Source organism: Terriglobia bacterium (assembly GCA_035712365.1).
Classification (GTDB): domain Bacteria; phylum Acidobacteriota; class Terriglobia; order UBA7540; family UBA7540; genus SCRD01.
This window is the reverse complement of sequence record DASTAW010000058.1, coordinates 105,623-128,791: the sequence shown is the minus strand read 5'-3', so window position 1 is coordinate 128,791 and position 23,169 is coordinate 105,623. Positions and strand designations below refer to the sequence as shown.

Here is a 23,169-nt window from a genome sequence, read left to right as displayed (position 1 = left end):
GATGGTTCCGAACCAGGCGCCAGCGTCCCATACGTGCAGAGGCGCGGTAAGGATCGTTGCGTGCCGCCCCGCATCACGGCAGAAACAGAAAACCTGGCTCTGGAGTCCGTTATCGGCGAAAAATCGAAAACCAGTTTTTTTTTCGGGATGATTCTTTGAGATCGAGAGGTTGCGCTTGCGCAGGAAGAGGCGCTCCGTTAATCACCGCCGCGGGATTCGCCTCCAGCAGGAGGTCGGCAACCTCTTTACTCCGGTCTGAGGCAACTTTGTTGTAACAGGCGGACAATACTGGTGGCCGGCGTATCAGATCGTGACCGTCGGAGGCAAAAAAATGAACGAGGTTGCGATTGAGCCACTCTTCAGATAGCGCCTGTGCCTTCGGGCCAAAGCCGCCGAGGTAGGACATCGCAGTGATCTGGACCAGGCAACCACGCATGACCCAGTGATAAAGCAATTCCGGCTTACGTTGTATGACGGGGTTGCGCTCCGGATGAGTGAGTATTGACGTGAAGCCTGCCACCTCGATTTGATAAAAGACGTTGTCCATCTGTTCGGGAATAAAGTGATCAGCAAATTCCACCAGCAGATAGCGCGTACTGTTGATAGAGAAGGCAGTCCCATCTTCGTCCAGTTTGCGAAGATTTTCGTAAGAGAGATGGAAATCGCAGCCCAACAAAAGCTTTGGAGAATCTCCCACAGCGGCCTGAAGCTTTTCCAGCCGGGTACGATTGGCTTGGGCGTCGAACGGATACCGGTAATTACAGTGAGGGGTGGCAACCAGGTGAGTGGTTCCGTCCTTTGCCGCCATTCGGCACATGGCTACCGCGATATCAAACGTCTTCGCCCCATCGTCCGTTTCCGGCAGCGGATGGCAGTGGATGTCGATCATGACGATCCTTCCCGGTTTCACTCATTGGCCGTACGCCCCACAAGTGGTTTACGCCAGACACTGTGTAGGACATCCCTTGTCTGGGGATTTCCCGATGGCCGGGGCAATGAACCCTTATGCGTCGCCAGGACATCCCTCGTCTGGGGATTTCCCACTTTATCGCAATACAGGGCACTGGGGTCAAGCTCATCGCCTGTCTGCATCCAGACTACTGGAAGCATGGATAGCCCGGACTGTTGCAAATTGGGACAAAGTGAAGCGGGGAAAGAGACTCTTTGAATCCAAAATTTCGTATTTTGGATATCTGGAATTCCAAATACCATATTTTGACCGGCTTTCGCCACGTAACTACATAGTATACTTTACCGTATAGTATTACAACTATCCGCTGAAAAAAGAAGGCTTACGGGAAAAACCCGGTGAATAGGCTCATTTCCGCACTTTGGCCATCTTCGTGCCATTAGTGAGGCAGAGCTAGCCCTGGATTAACTCCTTCGAGGAGACCTCAGGAGCAAGCTCGGAGATTAGACCCAAGACCCGACGCTTAGGGGGAAACGAAGTTTCCCCCTTTTTTTTCGCTCAGTACTTTGGAAGGCTCCCAACCTTTCCACCGCGGACCTGAAACGAAGGCCGCAACTACACACCCGGTAGCGCCAATAGTCTCGGAACTGCAAATGGGTCCTGCCCCGAAATTCTTTTGAACGGATTGCCGAAAGATTATGGTTCGATTAGGATGTTAACTTCTGAGGCCGATGGCTGAAATATCAATCGACGGTTTCGTCAAACAGAAGGTCCAGGCCGTACAGGACTTCACGTTCCTCTTCGCTAATTCATTCGCAAACCTTTTCAGTTCGCCACGATACATTGTCGATACGATCGTTCAGATGGATGTGATCGGCGTGGGGTCGCTACCCATTGTTCTATTGGTAGGTTTTTTTTCAGGCGGGGTTATTGCGCTGCAGACGTATCGGACCTTGAGCACTTTCGGCAGCGTCACATTGCTGGGGCAGGTAGTGTCCCTTTCGGTCGTGCTGGAAATGGGACCTGTTCTGACAGCGCTGGTGACGGCCGGCCGGAACAGCTCCGGCATCGCGTCAGAGATTGGGTCCATGATTGTCAGTGAGCAGGTTGATGCCATGCGGGCCTTGGGGACTGACCCGGTGCGCAAACTGGTCACTCCCCGTCTGTTCGCCACGGTCATCACTCTTCCGCTTCTCACGATCCTCGCCGATTTGTTCGGAATGTTGGGCGGTTTTTTCGTGAGCTTTTACACGGTGCGCCTGAGTTCGGTGGAATATTGGACTACGGCTTACCAGGCGCTTACGTTCGAGGATGTGACCCAAGGCCTTCTGAAGCCGTTTCTCTTTGCCTTTATTGTGGCGCTGGTGGGGTGCTATTTTGGGCTCGCCACCCGCGGGGGAACAGAAGGAGTGGGACGTTCCACGACCCAGGCGGTTGTGGTGTCCTCGGTGCTGATTCTGGTAGTGGATTTTTTCTTCACCAAATTCCTTATCGCGGTTGGCTTCTTTTGAGGCGTCTGGGCCGATTTTCAACTCCCGAAGTGCATGTCTCGGTTCCGGAAGTAATAATCTGCCGCGCCAAGCCCTTGTCTTTCATCCGGCATTGTCCTGAATGGGACTAGCATGAATTCCTCGGCCGCAATCGAGTTCCAGAACGTCTGGCTTTACTTTGATGACAAGCCAGCGCTATCCGACGTCTCCTTCAGCGTGGCGCGGGGTGAAACATTGATTCTGCTGGGAGCCACAGGGTCCGGGAAATCTGTAATTCTAAAACTTGCCCTTGGCCTTCTAAAAGCGGACGAGGGAAAGGTGATTGTGGAAGGCCTGGACCTCGGCCCGGTTCACGAGAAGGAGATTCGAGAGATCCGCCAGCGCATGGGAATTGTGTTTCAGGAAGGCGCCCTTTTTGACTCGCTTTCCGTCCACGAAAACGTCGCGTACCGGCTGCGCGAAGCAGGAGTGAAGGACGACGACGCGATCGAGCGCAAAGTGCGGGAAGTTCTCAGCTTCGTTGAGCTCGAGGGAGCGATCGAAAAGATGCCCGCCGAGCTGTCCGGAGGCATGAAGCGTCGCGTTTCCATCGCGCGGGCGATTATCAATGACCCGCACATCATGCTTTATGATTCGCCTACCGGCGGGCTTGACCCGGTCACCGCGCAGACCATCAATATCCTTATTCTCAAATCTCGGGACGTCCATGGAGTCAGCTCCATCGTGGTTACGCACAGGCTCCAGGACGCGTTCTGGCTGGCAAAATTCGCATACTCCAAAGACACGGGCGGGCTGGCGCCGATCAATGGAAACGGGGCGAGAGAACCAGCGGCTGCCACGCGGTTCCTGCTGCTTCGTGAAGGGTCCGTCTATTTTCACGGCACGCCGAACCAAGTGGTGTCTACGCAGGACCCCTATCTTCAACGCTTTCTTCGGTGAATCCGCCCCAGCGACGGGTTGAACTAGAATGGAAGCTCGGGACTGAATCGGGAAGGGAGGAATTATGCCTCAGCGAAAGCAACTCACCTGGACGCAGCTCCGTGTCGGAATTCTGATTATTGCCGGCCTCGTCGTCTTCGCCGTTGGCATCTTCTTCATCAGCGGCCAGGTCGGATTCTTTACCCGCCACTACAAGCTCAAGACCTACTTTTCAGGCGCGGAGAGTTTGCGCGACGGCGCGCAAGTCAGGCTGGCAGGAATTGTGGTCGGCAACGTCACCGCAATCAAGCTTTCTCCCTTTACGGACCTCAGCCGCGCGGTCCAGATTGACATGAAGCTTGCGCAGAAATATCAGGACGAGATCCGGACGGACTCTGTGGCCACCATTGAAACCGTCGGGTTGCTGGGCGAGGCCTATGTCAACATCAGCCGCGGCGGCCCCAGCGCAAAGCCCATTCCCGACGACGGCACGGTCCAGAGCCATGAAGAAGCTGACATGAAACAGATCGTCCAGAACGCGAATGACGTGGTGTCCAACCTTCGAGTGCTCAGTAGCACGCTGAATGACATCACTCAGCAGATCCAGCACGGCCAGGGTTCGATCGGAAGGCTCATCTACGACGAGAAGTTTATTAACAACCTGAATCAAACCGTCACTGAAGCTCAGAAGCTGATGGCGCAGCTTCAGTCGGGGCATGGAACGATTGGCAAGCTTCTCAACGACGAAACCTTCTACAACCGGACGGTGGCAGCGCTCGATAAAGTCAACAAGGTGCTGGACGAGGTACAGCATGGCAAAGGCAGCGCCGCCAAATTTATCAATGACCCTTCCGTTTACAATAACCTCGATCAGGCGACCAAACGGGCAAACAGCCTGATCGCCAGCCTCAATGAAAGCAAGGGCACGCTCGGCAAGCTGATCAAGGACCCCAGCCTTTATAACCATTTGGATGAAACCGTGCAGCACGTCGATGTGATCACTGGCCGGATGGACCGCGGCGAGGGAACTCTGGGCAGGCTTTCCACCGACCCCACGATGTACAGCAATCTTCTCTCGGCCTCCCAGTCGCTCCGGCAGTTCCTAACGGAATTCCGCAGCAATCCGAAAAGGTATCTGACCCTGCGAGTACACCTGTTCTAATCGGAATTGCTGTGCTCCAGCGGCTGCGCCGATGCTGTGGACCTGGATGAAATGTCCCCTTCTGTGCTCGATCGAAATTTCCTCTAATAAGACCTCTGGAAGGAGGTCGGACAGGTGCTATTAAAGATGAGCAAGAGAGAACTGAGCCGAGTGGAGGTGCTGGCGCAAGTCAGGAGCAGCAGCTCCGGTTGTATAATGCAGAGTGAGGGGTTGTTTCGGCGCGCATCCGCGCAGCCGCAAACACCTGATGTACGCACGTGCCGACGGCATTTTATTTCCCTAGGAACTGCCTGAGCCGCCGGGAAACTTGGTCCCTGTCCTTTACCTCGCATTCCCAGATTACGAGAACTTGCCACCCAAGTTGGCGCACGCGACGGTCGTTCTCCTTGTCCCGCTGTTTGTTGCGCGTGAGCTTCGGCTTCCAGTACGGAATGCGGCTCTTTGGGACGTGCGAATCAATACAACCAGGATGCTGGTGCCAAAAGCATCCGCGCACTTCCACTATCCGCTTCAACCGGGGAAAAACGAGGTCAGGCTTACCGGGAAGTTTGGAAAAGTGCAGGCGATAACGAAACCCCATTCCATGGGCCAGTCGGCGGACCACGATTTCTGGAGAAGTGCCCGTGCTCCGGATGCGCCGCATATTTTCGGAGCGGCGTTCTGGTGACAGTTTGTCGGTCACACTGCCAAGTCAAGCGGTAGATCCGCGATATCCTTTAACCGCTTTCCTTCCACCATTGTTTTAACTAGCCGGTCAGGGTCTTCGAGGTGGAGCTTTCCGACGCTGGCTATCAGCTCAGGCAAGGCAAAGTGGTAGACACAGTCAAGATCACCGGTTCCGAGCGCCAAAGAAGCCAACCGGCTCGGGAGCGGCTCCCCAGTAACGACCGCAATATGTGGAGATCTCCCCTTCCTGTTCCGGATCAGGTTCAGGGCCTCTGACCGTGCGTTCTGCGCACGGTCGCTTCTCAGCGTCCACTTACAGGAGATACTGGCATGGAGGATGGGAAGTGTATTGTTATGCTTTCGAATGCTCGCCAGTAATGCAACATCCTCGTCTACAATTATCCGCTTTGCATTGATGATTTTGTCAGGCTCGGGCTGGCGTACAAGCAAAATGTCGGGAGCAATCACATAGTCGTTCCCCAGCAGCACCGCGAGTTCTGCCGTCTTTCTTGCGAGCCTCGCCAACTCCGCCAAATGGTTGTACTGTTCGAAGTCGTCGATCGCCTTTCGTACCGGGTTAAAATCCCAGGTTCCTGGCCTCAGGGCACCCAATGCCTCAAACGTCTTCTCAATAAACGACCTGGTGACTTGCTCAAACTTGCTCCCAGAAATTTGCCCGGCCAACCGATCGCTAGGCTTTCCCTTCGATTCGATTCTTTCGAAAATGCCTCGCGCAATCTTCGTGCTCGTGATGCTGTCACGATCAGCATTAGATGGGATCCCGTGAGCCGTCATGCATAGAACGCCACTTTGCAGTAAAGCGGCGTGAAAGCCCTTCCGGGCGGAATGGAGAAGTGCGGGGGCCGTCAACCGAACCTCACCAGACGGGAAACAGTGAGACACCTCTTGACGCTCTCGGCTACCGCTCTCGCAAAGGGAGGCGGAAAGGCGTTCCCGACCTGCCTATAAGCTGCCGTTTTCCCTCCGCTGAAACGCCAGTCGTCGGTGAAGCCCTGCAGCCTCGCGACCATGCGAACAGTGAGCCTGGGCATTCCCACAAAACTAGGATCCGGAGCCTTGTCTGCGATTCCGAGTCCGTCTACTCCGAGAGTAGCCCACGCTTTTCGCGCTCGAGTAGGGCCGAGGTCGGGGCCACCGTGCTTGTGAGAACCGCCAACGATCGTGGGTGCGATCTCGTTCGCTTGCTCGGCCCAACCTTTGGCGCCTCTCCAGCCATTCTCTGCCATCAAGTCGTACAATGATTCGCCAACGGTCCGCGCGCCAGCCTCCGCTGGCTTTGGCCAGACGAAGTGCGCCGCCAAATCTCTCCGTACAGCTGCGAACACGACTCTCGGACGCAACTGCGGAACGCCAAAATCAGAAGCGTTCATGAGCTTCCATCCAGGCTCGTACCCCAGCCTAATCAACTCTCCCGCGACATAACGCCTGTAGTCGTGGAACACTGCGTCTAAGAAACCACGGACGTTCTCAACCATGACAGCTCGAGGCCTGATTTGGTCGATCAGCCGGATCATTGCGGGAAACAGATTCCGCTCATCCTCTCTGCCGAGTTGCTTGCCAGCCACGGAAAATGGGGGGCACGGAAGTCCGCCAGAAAGGAGATCGATGCCCTTGTACAGACCTCCGTCAAAGAGTCTTAGGTCTTCGTTGATAACGTTCCACCGCGGACGATTCAGGCGAAGCGTCGCACAGGAGTGACCGTCTATCTCGACCAATCCAACGTGGTCGAAGCCAGCGTCTTGCAACCCGATGGCTTGGCCGCCGCCGCCCGCGCAAACCTCAAGACACGTGAGGTTGACTGCTCCCCTACCTCGCTTTGACCGCTTTCCTAACGAGGTCGCCAAAGGACCAAGCGGGTCCCCGAAGGCTCTGGCAAATGGTAATATCGTTTGTTCAGTTCGAGTCCTCATCCTAGTATATTTCGGCTTTTCCCGGCGACCATTTTACACCTTTTCGCACTTTTTTTTCGCCGATAACGACTAACTATCTCGGACCGGCCAAAGCAGACACTAAGAGGCGCCGCCCTACAAACACTCCTCCCTCGCTCCAGCTCTACCGTCCATCTACCCCCAAGCGCGGGGGCGATGTAGTTGAGCACTGATCTCTCGGTCGCCGTCCGCCCTTTGGCTGGAACAATCCGCACCACCCACGAGGAAATCAGCGAGACGAACCGGAGAAACAGAGAAAAACGAAAACTACAAGACGGGAACGCTTCTAATGAGTTAACCAAGGGGTCATTTCTAACGACCTTTGACACCGGCGGCCGCGCCGATGCTGGCGCCTGCCGTGGTTGTGCGATAACATAGTGGCAGTCAGCCTCTGGATTGCGGCCGAAAAGGCCAGGAATCGCCGGCGATGAATATCCAAAAGGCCAGGCCGAGCTCAGGCCATCTTCAAAAAAAGACCCGAAAAGCACCGAACCGTAAAGCCTTCATGGAATTCCCCAGGGCGGCGGGCTTGCTGCTGGCCTGTCTGCTGGCTCTTTTCTTCGCGCCGCCGGCGCACGCGGCGGAAAACAAAAAGGGCCAGGTCGAGGTCCTGATTGCGCGCGAGCAGGTGGACGACCCGTTTTTCCGGCACTCCGTGGTGGTCATGCTGCCGGAAAGTGAGACTCAACTGGTGGTGGGGCTTATCATCAACAAGCCCACCCGCCTGACGTTGGCCAAGTTGTTCCCCGACAGTCCGGAACTGAAAAGCCGAACGGAGCATGCATTCTTCGGTGGGCCGGTGGACGTTAGCACGCCCAGCGTTGTTTTCCGGTCAGAAAAGGAGCCCGACAATGCCGTCCGGCTTTATGGCGACGTTTACCTGACGTTCGACTCCGATCAGATTTCTGGCGCTCTTCAAAGTCCGAAGCCAGGCGGCGGACCGCGCCTGTTCCTGGGCCGCGCCCAGTGGGCCCCGGGCCAGCTCGAGAATGAGATAGGGATGGGAGGGTGGTACAGGACCCAGGTGGAAGGAGATCTGGTCTTCAGCCCTGATCCGGACAGCCTGTGGCCCAAGCTGCACGCCCGCGCCGCCCCCAGCAAGTACATTCGATACCTGCTGCCTTCTGGCAATCCTCAACCGCCCACGCGAAAAGCTGCGGCAATGTGAGTTATCCGGGCGTGGACCTCAAGGCAGATTCTTCTCCCGCCTTGCGGGATCAGAATGACGCGTGTGGCACCGCCGGCTCTTAATTTCAGGCTAAACACTATCCGCGGCGCGCGCCCCTTGCGGTAAAATTGAATTGCTATGGTTGAAGAGAGTCAGATTTTCGGGACCGAACGGCAGGCGCCAGGCTCATCCGCTGGCCAGTTGTGGAGGAAGCTCAAGACCACGCTTGAAATGATCAAGGTGGAGCACTCGGTGTTTGCGTTGCCGTTTGCTCTCACAGGCGCCATGCTGGCCGTGGACGGCTGGCCAGGCTGGCGGCAGGTCTTCTGGATTGTGGTGGCGATGGTGGGCGCGCGCAGCGCGGCCATGACCTTCAACCGCATTGCCGACCGTAGCTTTGATGCCAGAAATCCCCGCACCGAAAAACGCGCCCTGCCCGCCGGGCATCTGACCCTTCGCTTTGCGGTGGCATTCACGGCTGTTTCTGCGGCGCTGCTGGTGCTGGCAGCGTGGGAACTGAACCCTCTGGCTTTCAAACTGTCGCCCGTGGCGCTGGCGCTGCTGCTGCTCTATTCCTACACCAAGCGGTTCACGCTGCTGTCTCACATAGTGCTCGGGATGTGCCTGGGACTCTCGCCCGTCGCGGCCTGGATCGCGCTGCGGGGAGACGTAAGTTGGGCCGTCATCATTCTGGGCGTGGCGGTGACGCTGTGGGTCGCGGGATTTGACATCATCTACGCCTGCCAGGATGTAGATTTCGACCACACCATGGGCCTGCACTCGATTCCGAAAAAGTTCGGCATCGCCGCGGCGCTTTACGCCTCTGCTGCCCTTCATGTGCTGATGCTGGCGCTGCTGGTGATGGTGGCCCGAATATCCGGCCTCGGCTGGATTGCCTTCGGCGGCCTGGTCGCTGTTGCCGCGCTGCTGGCTTACGAGCACCTGCTGGTGAAATCGTCCGACCTATCCCGCGTGAACGCTGCGTTTTTTACCATCAATGGCTACATCAGCGTTCTCTTCTTCCTCACCTGGGCCGCGGCCATTCTGGCGCGCTGAAGGCTGGTCAGTCTGGCCTACTATCGACGATTGCAAAATATAGTGACGTTTTCGCGTAGCGCCGGTCCCGCCCAGCGGAACCGGCCTCGATAAATGCCGCCGGGACGGCGGCGCTACAAAAACATGAGCACACGTGGCGGTTATTGTGTGCGGTAGGGTGTGGCCATTTCGCGGAAGACCAGCGAGTCGAAGATAGCCAGGACATGCTTACGGTAGCTGAGGACGCGTTCGACCATGGGTTTGGCGGTAGGATCGCGGTGGGCCTGGCGCTTCCAGCGCTCCAGCACGTGCGGCGGCACGTCGATGTCCGCCCTCAATTTCTGGAGCGGTTGCCCGCGCAGAAACAGACCGTAGAAGAAGGCTGCTTCCAGCCGGGGCTCCGCGAATCTGGCATCGTCCTGTTGCATCACGTTCAAGCGCCTCTAGGAATTTCGGGGCAAAATTCCTCATGGCACATCCATCAACCCAATCGGCCCTATCGATGCGGCGAAATCCTATCTTAACCCCGTTGTCAAGGTCAGGACAGGATTTCCAACGGGCCCTTTCTTCCGCCAGGCCCTGGCTCCCACCTTAGACCCCGCGCACTGCTGGCTTAAGACCAGACTAGCACACACCGTAGGATTTTTGTCTCGCCCAGACTTGGTCCGGTCGCCCGCCCCCCCTGGGCCCGTACCACCAACTTCCTGCTGCCTGATTGCATCGCGCGGCAAGGGGACGTAAAATACTATTTTCGGCAGCAAGCCGCCAAAGTTGAACGAACGGATTGATGGTGTTAAACCTGCGCTTGGAAGACGCCAACCTGCAGCCTGTAGCCGACAAGGTCCTTGCCGGGGAGCGCCTGGACTTTGCTGACGGCGTCGCGCTTTACAAGTCAAACGATCTGCTTGCCATTGGCTTCCTGGCGCACCACGTTCGTGAAAAGCTGCACGGCAAGCGCGCGTATTTCAACGTCAATCGCCACATCAATCCCACCAATGTGTGTATCGCCAGTTGCAAATTGTGCGCTTTTGGCCGCAAGCCGGACGCGCCGGGCGCATACACGATGGCGCTGGAAGAGGCGTTCCGAACGGCCGGGGAAAATTGGACTGAGGCTGTGACGGAATTTCACATCGTTGGCGGGCTCCATCCCGATCTCCCATTCCAGTATTACGTTGATCTGATCCGAGGATTGAAAGAGCGCTTCCCGTCCGTCCACCTGAAGGCTTTCACGGCCGTGGAAATTGGCTATTACGCGCACATCACGCAGATGACCGTGAAGGAAATCCTGGAGCGGCTGAAAGAGGCCGGGCTGGGATCGCTGCCGGGCGGCGGGGCGGAAATCTTTGCTCCTGCGGTAAGGCGCGTGATTTGCGATCACAAGATCGGGGCCCACATGTGGCTGAAAGTACACCGGGCCGCGCACGAGATGGGCCTCCACTCGACTGCCACCATGCTTTACGGCCACATCGAGAGCGGCCAGGACCGCGCCGACCACCTGGTGCAACTCCGCAATCTGCAGGACCAGACCCGAGGTTTCCAGACTTTTATACCGCTGGCGTTCCATCCCGCCAATACTGAACTCGGCAAACTGGTGGAATGGGATGAGACGTCCGGGTTCATGGACCTGAAGAACATTGCCATTTCACGGCTGATGCTCGATAACTTCCCTCATATCAAAGCATACTGGATCATGATGTCCCCCCGTGTCGCGCAGATTGCCCTCCGCTTTGGCGCCGACGACCTCGACGGAACGGTGGCGGAAGAAAAGATCTATCATGATGCTGGAGCAAAAACGCCCCAGGTGATGACCCGCCAGCAGATTGTCCGTCTGATCAAAGAGGCGGGTTTTGAACCTTCTGAGCGCGATACCCTCTATCGGCCCGTCGTGCGCACCGCAACCAGCGTCAGCGTGCAGGTGTAAGGTCGGCATCCTTCAATCTCCAATCAACAACTCCTTCCGCTCTTCGGAGTGCCGGCGCTGGAAATAGCGCGCTATCTCATATCCCAGTAAGGCAAATGCCGGGAGATACTCCAGCACCCGCATGAGCGGCGAGAGCGAGAAAGCACCGCCGGCAGCATACGCGATGACCGGCGCATAGCCCAGAACGCAGGTGACGGTCAGCAGAAGGAGGGCCGGGCTGGGGCAAAAGCAGAGGAAGGGGGCAATCCAGGTGAAATACCAGGGAAAAGCATTCGACGAGAGAAGCAGCAGCCCGGCGAGGACGACGAGGCTGGCCTGGAAGACGTCCATTCTCGCCTTCAGGACGTAAGCTATAAGAAACAGAAGGAATACGGCCGCCACAAGCTGCGCCTGCCGCGTGGAATTCCCGGCGGCCAGAAGCAGTCTGAACAGACTATCATTCCCCTCCCACCGGGCTGCAAAGTCCGTGAGGCCCCGGTATAAATGCGTTCCGGCGCCAAGGAACGGCAGATAGCCCAGCAAAATCACACCGGCGAAAATTCCTGAGAAAGACCAGCGGGAGCGCCTGAGGAACACTGGCAATAGGACCACCGGGAAGAGTTTGGCCAGCGCCGAGAGGGCTAGAAACCCGATTGACAGGGCACCCCGACGGCCTATAATTAAGAGAGTCGCCCCGAGTAAGGTCACCAAGGCCAGCGAGTCGTTATGTCCTGACAGTGAAAAGGCAATGAGGACGGCTGGGTTCCACGCATAGATGAGTACTTGCTGGAGCGGGCGATTTGTTGCGGAAAGAACCACCAGGAGCAGGGCGACGGTTGCAAGGTCAAGTGCGGTGAATAGCCGCTTGTAGCCCGCAATCGTGTGGATCCAGGAAAAGACCACCTCGCTGACGGGAGGATAAAGCGTCGGCGTGGTCTTACCGGTTTCAATAGGATGGCCAGGGTTCCGGGCCCAGCTCAGTCCGTGCATGGCGGGATAGACGGTATAGGGATTCAGATGGGCGCGGACAACCCGCCCTTCCCATTGGTAACGATAAACATCCTCCGAGAGCCTGGGGCCCAGCGGCAGGAAAATGAGGCGGAAGACGACAGTTGCGCCCAGGATGACGAGGAGGCCCGGCAGACGGCCCTTATATCTGAGAGCAAGGTAAACGCCGGCGAGATACAAGGTTCCAGCCAGAAGCATGAGCGCAACGAAGTCGGGCACATGCTCATCCAGTGGCTGAAGGCGGGCAATGAAATGAAAAATGCCCCCGAGCGCCAGAGCGATGGCAAGAAGACCGAAAGCAGCCACATAACGGCGGGTGAAGACCAGCTTTTGCATATGAAGCGATACTGAGCCAGCGTTGGGTGCGTCAGGACTCTGCAAGCGAAATTCGAATGCGTCAGTGGAGGCCTGACCCCGAGGTCGCATGATTCATACACTCCTGGGCTTTTTGGTGGTTCCCGCGAACCCGGTCGCGCATTACGTCTATCTGCTGTTCCATCGCGATCCCTTCCGTGGCATTTACCAGCCGAACGCTTTTGATCTCTCGATCGAGATCCCTTACTTTCTCGTCCTTACGATCCTTTCGGTCTACGGCGTCCACCGTTACTGCCTCACTTACTACTATCTGAAGAACCGCCGCAAGAAGCCTGCGCCCCTGAAGCAATTTGAAAAGCTGCCGACCGTGACCGTACAGTTGCCCGTTTACAATGAACAGTACGTGGTGGAGCGGCTTATCGAAGCGGCCGTCAATCTGGATTATCCCACGGAGTCGCTGGAAATCCAGGTCCTCGACGATTCCACGGACGATACCCGAATGCTCTGCGCGCGGCTGGTGGAGCAGTATGCAGAGGCAGGGTTCCCCATCAAATATGTTCATCGTGAAAACCGCCTGGGATTCAAGGCGGGCGCGCTGGATGCGGGTTTGAAGAAGTCTTCTGGCGAGCTGGTGGCCGTATTTGACGCGGATTTTGTTCCACCGCCAGCCATCCTGCGGCAGATGGTCCATTATTTTACCGATCCGAAGGTGGGAATGGTGCAGGGCCGATGGACCTGGATTAACCGGGACTACTCCGCCCTGACGGAAGTGGAAGCCATCATGCTGGACGGCCACTTCGTGGTCGAACATGGAGGCAGGAGCTCGTCGGGGCGATTTTTCAATTTCAACGGGACGGCCGGAATGTGGCGCCGGTCGGCTATTGAAGACGCCGGCGGGTGGGAGCACGATACGCTGACCGAAGACACGGACCTCAGCTACCGCGCACAACTGAAGGGATGGAAGTTTATTTACGATCCTGACATCGTGTGCCCTTCCGAACTGCCCGTCGAAATGAACAGCTTTAAGACCCAGCAGGCGCGCTGGGCCAAGGGCCTGATCCAGGTTGGCAAGAAAATACTCCCGATTGTCTGGCGCAGCGACCAGCCACTTTACATCAAAGTGGAAGCCACTTTCCACCTGACGGCCAACATCGCTTATCCGCTGATGATCCTGTTTTCGCTGGTCCTGCTGCCGGCCATGATCGTGCGTTTTTACCAGGGCTGGTTCCAGATGATGTACCTGGACCTTCCCCTGTTCATTCTCTCAACGTGCACAGTGTCGGGCTTCTACGTGGTTTCCCAGCGTGCGCTCTATCCCAGGGGATGGCTGCGCCGGCTCCTCTACCTTCCGTTTCTGATGGCTACCGGCATCGGGCTGGCTGTGACCAATGGCAAGGCCGTTATCGAAGCGCTTGCTGGAATAGAGTCCGGCTTCGTGCGCACGCCCAAGTACCGCGTGGAACGGAACGAAGAGGGATGGGAACGCAAGAAATATGTGCGGCGGCGCATCGGCTGGGTCCCTGCTGCCGAGCTGGCTTTGGCGGGCTACTTCCTCTGTGCCACGGCCTATTCCTTTTCAGTCCAGAATTATCTCACCACCCCATTTCTGATGCTGTTCCTGGTGGGTTACGCCTACATGGGAACCATGTCGCTGCTGCAGACCCCGCTGAGGCGACTGTGGTTCAGCCTTCCTGCTTTCATTCGGGTCCGCGCCAGCGACATCTCGCCGGCCCCTTCCGAAAGCTGAGATCAGCGGTCCGGTCACTTTCTCCTGACACAAACTTCATCTCCCGGGTTTCTGTTCCGGAGGATTCTGTTTTCAAGCCAAAGTTTGGGCCCGGAAGCCTGATCGCTTTGGTGAAGGGCCGTCGCCCAATCCTGACCTGATGCCGCCCGGTCGAGATGCACCGTAAGAGGCTGGCCGCCGCGGTTCCCAAGTTGCAAGGCTGGAAAACCCTGGCGGTCAGCGCCCGCTGCGGCGCCCCAGGAACGCCAGGAGTTCGATCAGCCCGTAGGCCATCACACAAAACCACAGGTCCACAAACAAACCGATGTCGGCACGGTAAGGGCGATGTCGCGCGGCTGGCGGAAGGTGAGGCGCAACAATGAAGTAAATGAGATTGCCTGCCACGATGGCAATCAGGTACTTGATCCAACGTTTTGCTGTTGGGCTGAAATCAATCATGGGATGCGTTAAAGTTCGTCACCATCCACCGAACAGCGCACGGGCGATGCTTATCACTGGCCCGTAAGTGTAGCACTCCCTGTTGAAAGAGGAAATCAGCGCCGGATACCGGCTGCGGGGTGACCCGGAGATCGACGGGCACAGCGGACCGCAGGACTTTTTGCGTGGAGGCGATTCGGCTGGAAAACCTGTTTGCGTCCGGCGCCGCTTCAGGACCCCGCGCGACTTATTGAGGATTGCAAAATATAGTGACGTTTTCGCGTAGCGCCGGTCCCGCCAAGCGGGACCGGCCTCGATAAATGCCGCCGAGACGGCGGCGCTACAAAAACAACGTGTCACTAGATTATGCAACCTTCGGTAGCCTCCCCTCGTTGTAAGATAAGCGTCGGATTGCCATGTCAAGTCCTCATCTTAAGCTGACGTCAGAGGTTAAATACCTGAAGGGTGTGGGCCCGGCCCGCGCCGAATTGCTCGATGCCCGCGGCATTCGCACGGTTGAAGACCTGCTGTATTACACGCCGTTTCGCTATGAGGACCGGACGCGCCTTACCGCAGTGGGCGACCTGGTTCCCGGGCAGACTGCCACCATCCTGGTCAAGGTGCTCACCTGCGGCCTGACACGCACGCGCAAGGGGACCTACATCTACGACCTCGCCGCCATAGACGCCAGCGGCGCTCCGCACCCTCGGATGGTCCGGTGCATATGGTTCAATGCGCGGTATCTGGAGCGAAACAAAATTTTCCACTCGGGGCAGCAGGTTTTCTTTTACGGCAAGGCGGAGCCTGACTTCTACGGCACCGGCAATCTGCAGATCGTTCAGCCACAGCATGAGATCATTCCTGAAAGCGAAGCCGCCGAGGGAGAATCGCTGGAGGTGGGGCGCATGGTGCCGATCTACGAATCGATAGGCAACCTGGGGCCGCGCATTCTGCGGCGGCTGATTCGAACGGGTTTGGACTCGGTGGGTGACCAGTTCCCGGAACTTCTGCCCGGCTCGGTGAGGAAGAAAAACAAGTTGCTCGATCGCGCTTCGGCTTTCCGCCTTACCCATTTCCCTGATGGCAAACATCCTTTTGATGAACTGGCGCGATTTCGAACGCCTCCCCAAGTCCGGCTGATTTTTGAAGAGCTGTTCAACGTCAGCGCCGGGCTGGCCTTGAAGCACCGAAAGGCCAAATCTGTTCCAGGCATCCAGTTCCAGGTCACGGACGGCCTGCGGCGAGACATCAAGAAGGTCCTTCCTTTTCATCCCACGTCCGCGCAAAAGAAGGTCCTGAAAGAGATTGCTGATGACATGTGCTCGCCACGGCCGATGAACCGCCTGCTGCAGGGCGATGTGGGCTCTGGCAAGACGATCGTAGCAGTCCAGGCGGCCCTGCTGGCATTGTCCAACGGCTGCCAGGTGGCCCTGATGGCTCCAACCGAGATTCTTGCCACCCAGCACTATCTCTCCATCCGCAAATTGCTGGGACCGCTGCCCTACAAAGTGGAGCTCTTAACCAGCGGCCGAACCACGCGCGCGAAAAAGGAATTGAAAGACGATCTGAAGCGCGGCGAAGTCCACATGCTGGTGGGGACCCACGCCCTGATTGAGCGTGACGTGGACTTTGCCCAATTGGGCCTGGTGATTGTTGATGAGCAGCACCGCTTCGGTGTCCTGCAGCGCTACCGGTTGATCCGCAAGGGCCAGATGCCGGACGTTCTGGTTATGACCGCAACGCCGATCCCGCGGACCCTGGCGCTGACGCTCTACGGCGATCTCGACTTCTCGGTCATCAATGAACTGCCGCCCAATCGTTCCCCGATTGTGACGAAGCTGATCGAGGAAAGGGACAGGCGCCAGGCCTTCGACTTCGTTCGCAACAAAGTGCGCGCGGGTGACCAGGCCTACGTCGTATACCCCGTGATCGAGGAGTCCGCCAAGCTGGATTTGCGGCCTGCGCTGAAAATGTTTCAGCACCTTTCGGCCAATGTCTTCCCGGAATTCCAGGTGGGGCTGCTTCACGGGCGGCTTTCGAGCAGCGAAAAGGATGAAATTATGGACCGCTTCAAGAAGGGCGACATCCGGATCCTCGTCTCGACTACGGTGGTCGAGGTGGGCGTGGATGTGCCGAACGCCACCGTCATGCTGATCGAGCACGCCGAGCGGTTCGGGCTTTCCCAGCTCCATCAACTGCGCGGCCGCATCGGGCGGGGGCGGAAGGAATCATCCTGCCTGCTGCTTGCGGCCGAGCCGCGAACGCCTGAAGCCGATGAACGGCTGCGGACAATAACAACGACCAACGACGGGTTCAAGATTGCCGAAATCGACCTCAAGCTGCGCGGGCCGGGAGAATTTTTCGGAACACGGCAATGGGGCATCCCTGCCTTTCGCATTGCCAACCTGCTGCGCGACCAGGAAATTCTGGAGTGGGCCAAGCGCGAAGCGACGGCATTCGTTGACCGTCCGGAATCCCCGGAGGAGTTCGAGGCCTATGTCGGCTTTTTGCGGAACGAATGGTCCCGGCGATACGGCCTGGCGGGGGTGGCCTGAGGGCAGCGCTGGGAATGTGATCTAATAGAGAGTGGCTTTTCTGACTCTTCTACCGACAGGGGCCCACATGCGCATTATTTCCGGCCAAAATCGCGGACAACGTATTCAGACGCTGAAAGGCATGCAGCTTCGGCCAACCTCAGACCAGATGCGCGAAACGCTGTTCGATGTCCTGGGCCTGGGAATTCAGGATTCGACGTTTCTCGACGCCTACGCAGGTTCCGGAGCGGTAGGGCTGGAAGCGCTGAGCAGAGGCGCGAAGGAAGTGGTCTTTGTGGAATATCACCGGGCGGCGGTTGATCTGATCCGCAGGAACCTGGCGGCGCTGAAGATGAAAGATGGGTTCTATCTGATGAACACCCGTGTCGTGCGTGCCTTGGAAAGGCTCAACGAAGAAGGCGCCGTTTTTGATTTCATCTTTCTCGATCCGCCCTACAGCGAAACGCGTGAGTACCATCAGGTGTTGCGGCACCTGGGCCGCTCCCGCCTCGTGACACCTGCCTCATTCGTCATTGCCGAACATTCGCGTCACTATTTTCTTGAAGAACGATACAATCGCCTGGAACGAACGCGCAGCATACGCCATGGTGACGCTGAACTGACGTTTTACCGGCTGGGTCAGGCAGCCGTCGCGGGCAGCGGCGAGACGAACTCGTGATGTGTGCACGCCCTCAATCCGTTTCTTGACCGCGAACCGGACCATCCCCTAAACTTGGTGGAGCGACCCGGTATCCGGGCGTTTGAAGGTTTCCTAACCAGGGCGGGGTAGCTCAGTGGTAGAGCGAGGGTCTCATAATCCCTAGGTCGGGAGTTCGATCCTCCCCCCCGCTACCAGGCATTTCAACAGTTTGCATCGGTTCCTGGTCTTCGCCTGTCCCTTCAGGTTTCGGCTGGGTTGCGGATTGCTGTGGACTTTTTTTCTCATCCAAGCCTTATCCACGTGTCGTTTTCCCACACTCGGGACCATCTGACCGTATGTCCCTGGAGGACTTGGGGGTGGGGCTGATTGCACGACTCTCAATCAGGCCCACCCCAGCATAGAGCAGAGCGGCCCCGCAAATTTAGTTCCTATTCAACACGATTGGTATCCGTTGGATGAGCGCGGGCCCTTCGGCAATTTGATTGTAACCATTGTGGTTCCGCCGATTGGCTACGACCCTCGTACCGGGTGGCGGTCCGAATCGAACAGATTCGCCGATCGCAGGAATCTCGAGGCCGCGCACAATAAGAGCCTTGCCCTCACGAATGCAGACGATCTCGTTCCTGGTTGTAGAAGTGTCGCCGACGGACCCCGCGAGGATCATGCCGTAAGGACTTCCTTTCGCCGTACCCCGCACAACCACAAGGCCAGCCCCTTCGAGCTGGATACCGTATTGCAGCGTGTAATCCCCCGCGGGCAACGTCAGCGATCCCCACTGGGCCTCAAAAGGAAGAGTGAACGCGCCCTTGAAATGGGTTGAAAAGTGGACCTGTGCCTTCCCCCCAGTCGCGCCCAGGGTGAAAAGAACAAGATAAATTCCCGTCCAGGTCATCAAGCTCCGAATCGTTTTCATCTTACACCTCCGAATCCACATTGCTGCAGACTGTCCTCATGTTCGAATTCCGCGTTTTATCTTTCGCTTTGCAGCAGCCCCTGTTGATGGGTCGCCCATTAACAATTAGGCCTGGTAATGATTCCAAGGCCACTCACCCGTATATTTCCAAGGCTAAGGCTCATACTTTTCTGCGACTGCCGTAGGGCCGTTCCTATCTTGACCGTCCCCACCCGCGACGAGGACCTCCCCGCTCACAAGCAGCGTTGCCGTGTGAGCCGTGTGTGATGCTCCTCCGGCTGCACTTTCCTATACACTCCAGGTCACCGCCGCATCGCTCGTCCCCGACACGACTGCCATGAATTGCACGCTTCTGCCTGGCCCGGTGGTCGTTGCACTCGGAGTGACCTCTACAGAGACGGGTTCGACCAGAACCTCCGCAGTCGCGCATTGCCTCCTTGCCGGGAGCTACCGAGAAACCCCAGTTGCCGCGGCATTATTCATACGTCTCTGCACTTGTTAGGAAACTGATCCCTCCGCCAGCCGGGTAATTGAGACCGGCGGCGACCAACACTCTCCCATCTTGTAAGAGCGTTGCCGTGTGACCCGTGCGTGGCGTCGCCATATTACCGGTGGGCGCGAAAGAACCTGTGGCCGGATTGTAGATCTCAGCGGAAGCGAGGATCTCGGCAGAGCTTGACCCACCTGCAATCAGGACATTCCCGTCTGACAGCAGGGTAGCGGTGTGCCTTTCCCGCGCGGTACCCATGGTCCCCGTGGGCGTGAAGGACCCTGTGGATGGATCGTAGAACTCTGCTGTTGCAGTGTCAGTTGTACCATCGTACCCTCCGGCTACCAGCACCCTTCCATCGGACAAGCGTGTCGCGATGTGACCGGTCCGAGGCGTTCCCATATTGGCAGTTGGCGCGAAAGATCCTGTGGCCGTGTTATAGATCTCAGCGGAGGCCAGGGTCTCGGTAGGACTGGACCCGCCTGCAACCAGGACATTTCCGTCTGTTAGTAGGGTGGCAGTATGATAAGCCCGGGCCGTACCCAGGGGCCCTGTGGCCACGAAGGCGCCGGTGGCTGGGTCATAAATTTCAGCGGTAGCGAGCGCGGTGGAATCGTTTGATCCACCGCCCACGATCAGTACTTTGCCGTTTGGAAGCAATGTGGCCGTGTGTCCGGCTCGGGCGACGCTCATCTTGCCGGTGGGCATGAAAGTTCCTGTGGCGGGGTCGTAGATCTCTGCGGAATCGAGGGCCGGAGGCGGGGTCGGGTCCATCTGGCCATCCAGTCCGCTTGCACCTTCGCCGCCTGTCACCAGCACCTTTCCATTGGGTAGTAGTGTTGCCGTATGCGCGAAGCGAGGACTGCCCATATTGGAAGTCGCTGTGAATAATCCTGTCGTCGGATCAAAAATTTCGGCGGTTGCCAAACCGGAGAAGTAGAGAGGTTTTTTCTTGGCACCCCCGGCAACCAACACTTTCCCATTGGGAAGCAATGTTGCTGTGTGGTAAACGCGCGGAACTTGTAAGTCACCGACTGGGCTGAAAAGACCAGACGAGGTTGTCACTGTGATTTGTGCTGTTGCGCTTTGCGTGGCATCCGCCGAGCTGGTTGCGGTGACATGGTAGAACCCGGTGTTTGCAGGGGCGGTATATAGGCCGGTGCTGGTTACCGCCCCTCCTGACACACCTTCTTGAATCTCCCAGGTTACTTTTGTGTCGATTGATCCTCTCACTGTTGCGGTAAATCCCTGCGTCCCGTTCGGCCGAAGGGTCGCCTCCGGCGGCGAGAGGGTAACAGAAACTGCGGGGACGACGATCGTCGCGAACGCAGTTTTCGTGCTGTCGGCCTGGCTGGTAGCAATGACGTGGAAGGTACCAGCAGCGGCAGGAGCAGCATAGACCCCCGCACTTGTGATATTGCCGCCGCTTGACCCTTCTCGAACACTCCAGTTGACCGCTTTGTTACTTGACCCAGTTACGGTCACCGTAAACGTCTTTGTACCGCCTTGATCCAGGTTCACGGCACTGGGGTAAACGGCAACCTGTAATTGATCGGAGGCTGGAGGATTTCCAGCTCCGCCGCAAGAGAGGAGGATGAGCAGGAAGAGCGCAACCAAGGCCAGTCGCGACACAGGGAAGGGTGCCGCCAGCGAGGAATTAGTATGCCCTGGTTTCAGATTGGGCCACCTGGTTAGTTTTTCGTGGTTCATAAGAGGGATCTCCTCCCCGAGGACAATTTCATTTTGGGTTTAGTGCCCTCAACACGGCTGACAATAGGGATTGCTGAGAAATTGGTCAATGGACTGCGTCTGTTCAGTAACTGGAAGAAATCTGATCGCCTAAACTACTGAAATGTCGAGGCTTGGGTCGAGGCAGCGTCTTGCTGGGAGTGCTTGAAATCTGTTTGCTTCGGTGTTACAGTAGGGACAAAATCTGTTCTTGTCTATGCAAACCTCTTTCCAGGCCCGACGAATCCGGTTCGGCCACTTTGAGGTTGACCTTCGTTCACGGGAACTGCGCAAACACGGGACCAAAATCAGACTGCAAGACCAGCCGTTCCAGGTGCTGGCAATCCTGCTGGAGCGGCCGGGCGACTTAATCACCCGTGATGAGCTGCGCAGCAGGCTTTGGCCCCAGGACACGTTTGTAGATTTCGATGTGGGGTTGAACACGGCAATCAAGAAATTGCGCGACGCGCTCAACGAAAAGGCCGGAGTGCCGCGTTACATTGAAACGTTGCCGCGCAGAGGCTACCGATTTATCTTCCCGGTCGAAAATGACGCTCCATTGGCCCCTCCGCCGGTCCTGGAAGCGGGACCGCAAATCCCACCGATTGAGAGGACTCCCGTTCAACAAAGCGCAGAAGGAAAAGGCCTGGTCCCAAAACTCTGGGCCAGCGCGTTCGTGTTCGTGGGAGTCATTGCGGTGATGCTGGGACTGGATACCGGAGGCTTACGGCAGAGGCTCATTTACTGGTCTGGACCGCCACGCATCCGGTCTGTTGCCGTGTTGCCACTCGAAAACCTCACTGGCGACCCCGCCCAGGAATATTTTTCGGACGGCATGACCGATGCCCTGATCACTGACTTGGCGAAAATCCAGATGTTGCGGGTCATTTCCCGCACCTCGGTGATGCGGTATAAGGAATCCCACAAGCCGCTTGCGGAGATTGCGCACGAACTAAATGTCGATGGGGTGGTCGAAGGCTCGGTGGCACGGTCTGCAAACCGGGTCCGCATCACCGCCCAATTGATCCAGGTGGCGAACGAGCGCCACGTGTGGGCTGAAAGCTACGAGCGCGACCTCCAGGACGTGCTTGGATTGCAGGATGAGGTTGCGCGCGCCATTGCCGGGCAGGTGCAGGCAAAGGTCTCACCGGAGGAGCAGATGCGGCTGCAAGCTGCCCGGCCGGTCAACCCCGCGGCTTATGACGACTACCTGAAAGGCCGATTTTTTCTCAATCAATGGTCAGACGCCGGTTTTAGACAGGCCCAGCAGTACTTCCAGCAGTCCATCGGCCTGGACCCGGGTTACGCGCTGGCCTATCTTGGGTTGGCGGAAACTTACGGCGCAATGACGATCACGGGTCGGTCGCCTTCACTCGAAGGGGGCCTGAAGGCTGAAAATTTTGCAAAGAAAGCCTTAGAAATCGACGATACCCTGGCTGAGGCTCATACGGTGTTGGGATTGAATAAACTGCAGCTTCGATGCGACCGCTCCGGTGCGGAGAAAGAGATGAACCGGGCGATGGCCCTAAACCCGCAAAATATGCTCGCTCTCGACTACCATTCTTATTACCTCCTGGAAGTTGGCCGAACAGACGAAGCGATCGCAGAGAAGAAGAGAGTCTTGGAAAACGACCCACTCTCGCTGATCGCCAATGCTGAATTGGGGCTTTATTTCGGATTGGCGGGGCGAAATGATGAAGCTGTCGAACAGCTCAAGAAGACATCAGAACTCGACCCAAACTATGCTCCCGCTCATGTCCGGCTCGGGTGGGTGTATGCCAACAAACAGCAGTACGATAGAGCCGTCGTAGAGTATAAGAAAGCGTTAGCCATAGGACGAGCGCCTGGCAGACTGGGAGAACTTGGTGACGTCTACGCCCGCTGGGGTAAAAGGCAGGAAGCTCAGAAAGTAATCGACGAATTGAAGCAGATGTCAAAGCACCGCTATGTTTCTGCGATGCTTATCGCAAGAATATACGCGCGTCTTGGAGAAACCAATCAGGCTTTCCAATGGCTCGGGAAGGCAGAGCCTGGCGGGGACACGACTATATCTGATCCCGGTTTTGACAACCTCCGTCCAGATGCACGATTCATCGCCCTGGAGCGGCGGCTTAAACCCAATGCTTCTTGTCCAGCGTTTTAGCTTTGAAAGGCCTGC

At 57.2% G+C, this 23,169-nt stretch carries 19 protein-coding genes and 1 tRNA gene; 11 read left to right on the top strand and 9 right to left on the bottom strand.

Annotation, left to right across the window (positions count from 1 at the left end):
- Positions 1 to 109: 109 nt before the first annotated feature.
- On the bottom strand, positions 110 to 889 hold the full coding sequence (locus VFQ24_17820; protein ID HET9180217.1) for a CpsB/CapC family capsule biosynthesis tyrosine phosphatase: 780 nt from the start codon (positions 887 to 889) through the stop codon (positions 110 to 112).
- A gap of 752 nt (positions 890 to 1,641) precedes the next feature.
- Between VFQ24_17820 and VFQ24_17815 the strand changes: the two genes are divergently transcribed.
- From VFQ24_17815 to VFQ24_17805, 3 genes are all read left to right on the top strand, one after another.
- Positions 1,642 to 2,421, top strand: a complete 780-nt coding sequence (locus VFQ24_17815) for an ABC transporter permease (GenBank protein HET9180216.1) — start codon at positions 1,642 to 1,644, stop codon at positions 2,419 to 2,421.
- A gap of 111 nt (positions 2,422 to 2,532) precedes the next feature.
- The gene (locus VFQ24_17810; protein ID HET9180215.1) at positions 2,533 to 3,339 is read left to right on the top strand and encodes an ATP-binding cassette domain-containing protein; all 807 of its coding nucleotides are present in this window, start codon (positions 2,533 to 2,535) and stop codon (positions 3,337 to 3,339) included.
- A 64-nt stretch (positions 3,340 to 3,403) separates the two neighbouring features.
- Positions 3,404 to 4,480 carry an MlaD family protein gene (locus VFQ24_17805; GenBank protein ID HET9180214.1) on the top strand — a complete coding sequence of 359 codons (1,077 nt, stop codon included), beginning with the start codon at positions 3,404 to 3,406 and terminating at the stop codon, positions 4,478 to 4,480.
- 271 nt (positions 4,481 to 4,751) lie between these two features.
- Here the strand turns inward: VFQ24_17805 and VFQ24_17800 are convergent, their stop codons facing one another.
- The 3 genes from VFQ24_17800 to VFQ24_17790 form a co-directional block, all read right to left on the bottom strand.
- Complete coding sequence (locus VFQ24_17800) at positions 4,752 to 5,162, bottom strand: very short patch repair endonuclease (GenBank protein HET9180213.1); 411 nt, start codon at positions 5,160 to 5,162, stop codon at positions 4,752 to 4,754.
- Positions 5,159 to 5,941 carry an NgoMIV family type II restriction endonuclease gene (locus VFQ24_17795; GenBank protein HET9180212.1) on the bottom strand — a complete coding sequence of 261 codons (783 nt, stop codon included), beginning with the start codon at positions 5,939 to 5,941 and terminating at the stop codon, positions 5,159 to 5,161. The genes VFQ24_17800 and VFQ24_17795 overlap by 4 nt, the downstream gene beginning before the upstream one ends.
- Before the next feature lie 71 nt (positions 5,942 to 6,012).
- Positions 6,013 to 7,011, bottom strand: coding sequence for a DNA cytosine methyltransferase (locus tag VFQ24_17790; protein ID HET9180211.1), 999 nt, complete (start codon positions 7,009 to 7,011; stop codon positions 6,013 to 6,015).
- A 511-nt stretch (positions 7,012 to 7,522) separates the two neighbouring features.
- Between VFQ24_17790 and VFQ24_17785 the strand changes: the two genes are divergently transcribed.
- Positions 7,523 to 8,263 (top strand): YqgE/AlgH family protein, encoded by a 741-nt coding sequence (locus tag VFQ24_17785; protein ID HET9180210.1) that lies wholly within the window; start codon positions 7,523 to 7,525, stop codon positions 8,261 to 8,263.
- A gap of 138 nt (positions 8,264 to 8,401) precedes the next feature.
- On the top strand, positions 8,402 to 9,319 hold the full coding sequence (locus VFQ24_17780) for a UbiA-like polyprenyltransferase (protein ID HET9180209.1): 918 nt from the start codon (positions 8,402 to 8,404) through the stop codon (positions 9,317 to 9,319).
- Between the two features lie 140 nt (positions 9,320 to 9,459).
- Here VFQ24_17780 and VFQ24_17775 read toward each other — a convergent pair whose 3' ends face one another.
- Entirely contained in the window at positions 9,460 to 9,726 is a 267-nt protein-coding gene (locus VFQ24_17775; protein ID HET9180208.1) for a hypothetical protein, read from the bottom strand.
- 359 nt (positions 9,727 to 10,085) lie between these two features.
- Here VFQ24_17775 and mqnE point away from each other — a divergent pair, with 359 nt between their 5' ends.
- Positions 10,086 to 11,219, top strand: a complete 1,134-nt coding sequence (mqnE, locus tag VFQ24_17770; GenBank protein HET9180207.1) for an aminofutalosine synthase MqnE — start codon at positions 10,086 to 10,088, stop codon at positions 11,217 to 11,219.
- Positions 11,220 to 11,231: 12 nt separating this feature from the next.
- Here mqnE and VFQ24_17765 read toward each other — a convergent pair whose 3' ends face one another.
- Positions 11,232 to 12,632, bottom strand: coding sequence for a glycosyltransferase family 87 protein (locus VFQ24_17765; GenBank protein HET9180206.1), 1,401 nt, complete (start codon positions 12,630 to 12,632; stop codon positions 11,232 to 11,234).
- Between VFQ24_17765 and VFQ24_17760 the strand changes: the two genes are divergently transcribed.
- Complete coding sequence (locus tag VFQ24_17760; GenBank protein HET9180205.1) at positions 12,631 to 14,268, top strand: cellulose synthase family protein; 1,638 nt, start codon at positions 12,631 to 12,633, stop codon at positions 14,266 to 14,268. The genes VFQ24_17765 and VFQ24_17760 overlap by 2 nt on opposite strands.
- 216 nt (positions 14,269 to 14,484) lie before the next feature.
- Here VFQ24_17760 and VFQ24_17755 read toward each other — a convergent pair whose 3' ends face one another.
- Positions 14,485 to 14,706, bottom strand: a complete 222-nt coding sequence (locus VFQ24_17755) for a hypothetical protein (GenBank protein ID HET9180204.1) — start codon at positions 14,704 to 14,706, stop codon at positions 14,485 to 14,487.
- A 395-nt stretch (positions 14,707 to 15,101) separates the two neighbouring features.
- Here VFQ24_17755 and recG point away from each other — a divergent pair, with 395 nt between their 5' ends.
- The 3 genes from recG to VFQ24_17740 all read left to right on the top strand — a co-directional run bounded on the left by recG (position 15,102) and on the right by VFQ24_17740 (position 18,074).
- The gene (gene recG, locus VFQ24_17750) at positions 15,102 to 17,240 is read left to right on the top strand and encodes an ATP-dependent DNA helicase RecG (GenBank protein HET9180203.1); all 2,139 of its coding nucleotides are present in this window, start codon (positions 15,102 to 15,104) and stop codon (positions 17,238 to 17,240) included.
- 67 nt (positions 17,241 to 17,307) lie between these two features.
- Positions 17,308 to 17,898, top strand: coding sequence for a 16S rRNA (guanine(966)-N(2))-methyltransferase RsmD (gene rsmD, locus VFQ24_17745; GenBank protein HET9180202.1), 591 nt, complete (start codon positions 17,308 to 17,310; stop codon positions 17,896 to 17,898).
- A 101-nt stretch (positions 17,899 to 17,999) separates the two neighbouring features.
- Positions 18,000 to 18,074, top strand: a tRNA-Met gene (locus tag VFQ24_17740).
- 227 nt (positions 18,075 to 18,301) lie between these two features.
- Here VFQ24_17740 and VFQ24_17735 read toward each other — a convergent pair.
- Positions 18,302 to 18,793 (bottom strand): hypothetical protein, encoded by a 492-nt coding sequence (locus tag VFQ24_17735; GenBank protein ID HET9180201.1) that lies wholly within the window; start codon positions 18,791 to 18,793, stop codon positions 18,302 to 18,304.
- Between the two features lie 475 nt (positions 18,794 to 19,268).
- A complete protein-coding gene (locus VFQ24_17730) occupies positions 19,269 to 20,993 on the bottom strand; it encodes a kelch repeat-containing protein (protein ID HET9180200.1) in 1,725 nt (574 codons plus the stop codon).
- A gap of 235 nt (positions 20,994 to 21,228) precedes the next feature.
- Here VFQ24_17730 and VFQ24_17725 point away from each other — a divergent pair, with 235 nt between their 5' ends.
- Complete coding sequence (locus VFQ24_17725) at positions 21,229 to 23,154, top strand: winged helix-turn-helix domain-containing protein (GenBank protein ID HET9180199.1); 1,926 nt, start codon at positions 21,229 to 21,231, stop codon at positions 23,152 to 23,154.
- Positions 23,155 to 23,169 lie beyond the last annotated feature (15 nt).

Bases quoted from the DNA above. Each gene is read 5' to 3' on its own strand.
- VFQ24_17725 (HET9180199.1), top strand. From the start codon at position 21,229: ATGCAAACCTCTTTCCAGGCCCGACGAATCCGGTTCGGCCACTTTGAG.
- VFQ24_17810 (HET9180215.1), top strand. From the start codon at position 2,533: ATGAATTCCTCGGCCGCAATCGAGTTCCAGAACGTCTGGCTTTACTTT.
- VFQ24_17815 (HET9180216.1), top strand. From the start codon at position 1,642: ATGGCTGAAATATCAATCGACGGTTTCGTCAAACAGAAGGTCCAGGCC.
- VFQ24_17805 (HET9180214.1), top strand. From the start codon at position 3,404: ATGCCTCAGCGAAAGCAACTCACCTGGACGCAGCTCCGTGTCGGAATT.
- VFQ24_17760 (HET9180205.1), top strand. From the start codon at position 12,631: ATGATTCATACACTCCTGGGCTTTTTGGTGGTTCCCGCGAACCCGGTC.
- VFQ24_17820 (HET9180217.1), bottom strand. From the start codon at position 889: ATGATCGACATCCACTGCCATCCGCTGCCGGAAACGGACGATGGGGCG.
- VFQ24_17765 (HET9180206.1), bottom strand. From the start codon at position 12,632: ATGCGACCTCGGGGTCAGGCCTCCACTGACGCATTCGAATTTCGCTTG.
- VFQ24_17780 (HET9180209.1), top strand. From the start codon at position 8,402: ATGGTTGAAGAGAGTCAGATTTTCGGGACCGAACGGCAGGCGCCAGGC.
- VFQ24_17730 (HET9180200.1), bottom strand. From the start codon at position 20,993: ATGAACCACGAAAAACTAACCAGGTGGCCCAATCTGAAACCAGGGCAT.
- recG (HET9180203.1), top strand. From the start codon at position 15,102: ATGTCAAGTCCTCATCTTAAGCTGACGTCAGAGGTTAAATACCTGAAG.
- VFQ24_17755 (HET9180204.1), bottom strand. From the start codon at position 14,706: ATGATTGATTTCAGCCCAACAGCAAAACGTTGGATCAAGTACCTGATT.
- rsmD (HET9180202.1), top strand. From the start codon at position 17,308: ATGCGCATTATTTCCGGCCAAAATCGCGGACAACGTATTCAGACGCTG.
- VFQ24_17775 (HET9180208.1), bottom strand. From the start codon at position 9,726: ATGCAACAGGACGATGCCAGATTCGCGGAGCCCCGGCTGGAAGCAGCC.
- VFQ24_17795 (HET9180212.1), bottom strand. From the start codon at position 5,941: ATGACGGCTCACGGGATCCCATCTAATGCTGATCGTGACAGCATCACG.
- mqnE (HET9180207.1), top strand. From the start codon at position 10,086: ATGGTGTTAAACCTGCGCTTGGAAGACGCCAACCTGCAGCCTGTAGCC.
- VFQ24_17735 (HET9180201.1), bottom strand. From the start codon at position 18,793: ATGAAAACGATTCGGAGCTTGATGACCTGGACGGGAATTTATCTTGTT.
- VFQ24_17785 (HET9180210.1), top strand. From the start codon at position 7,523: ATGAATATCCAAAAGGCCAGGCCGAGCTCAGGCCATCTTCAAAAAAAG.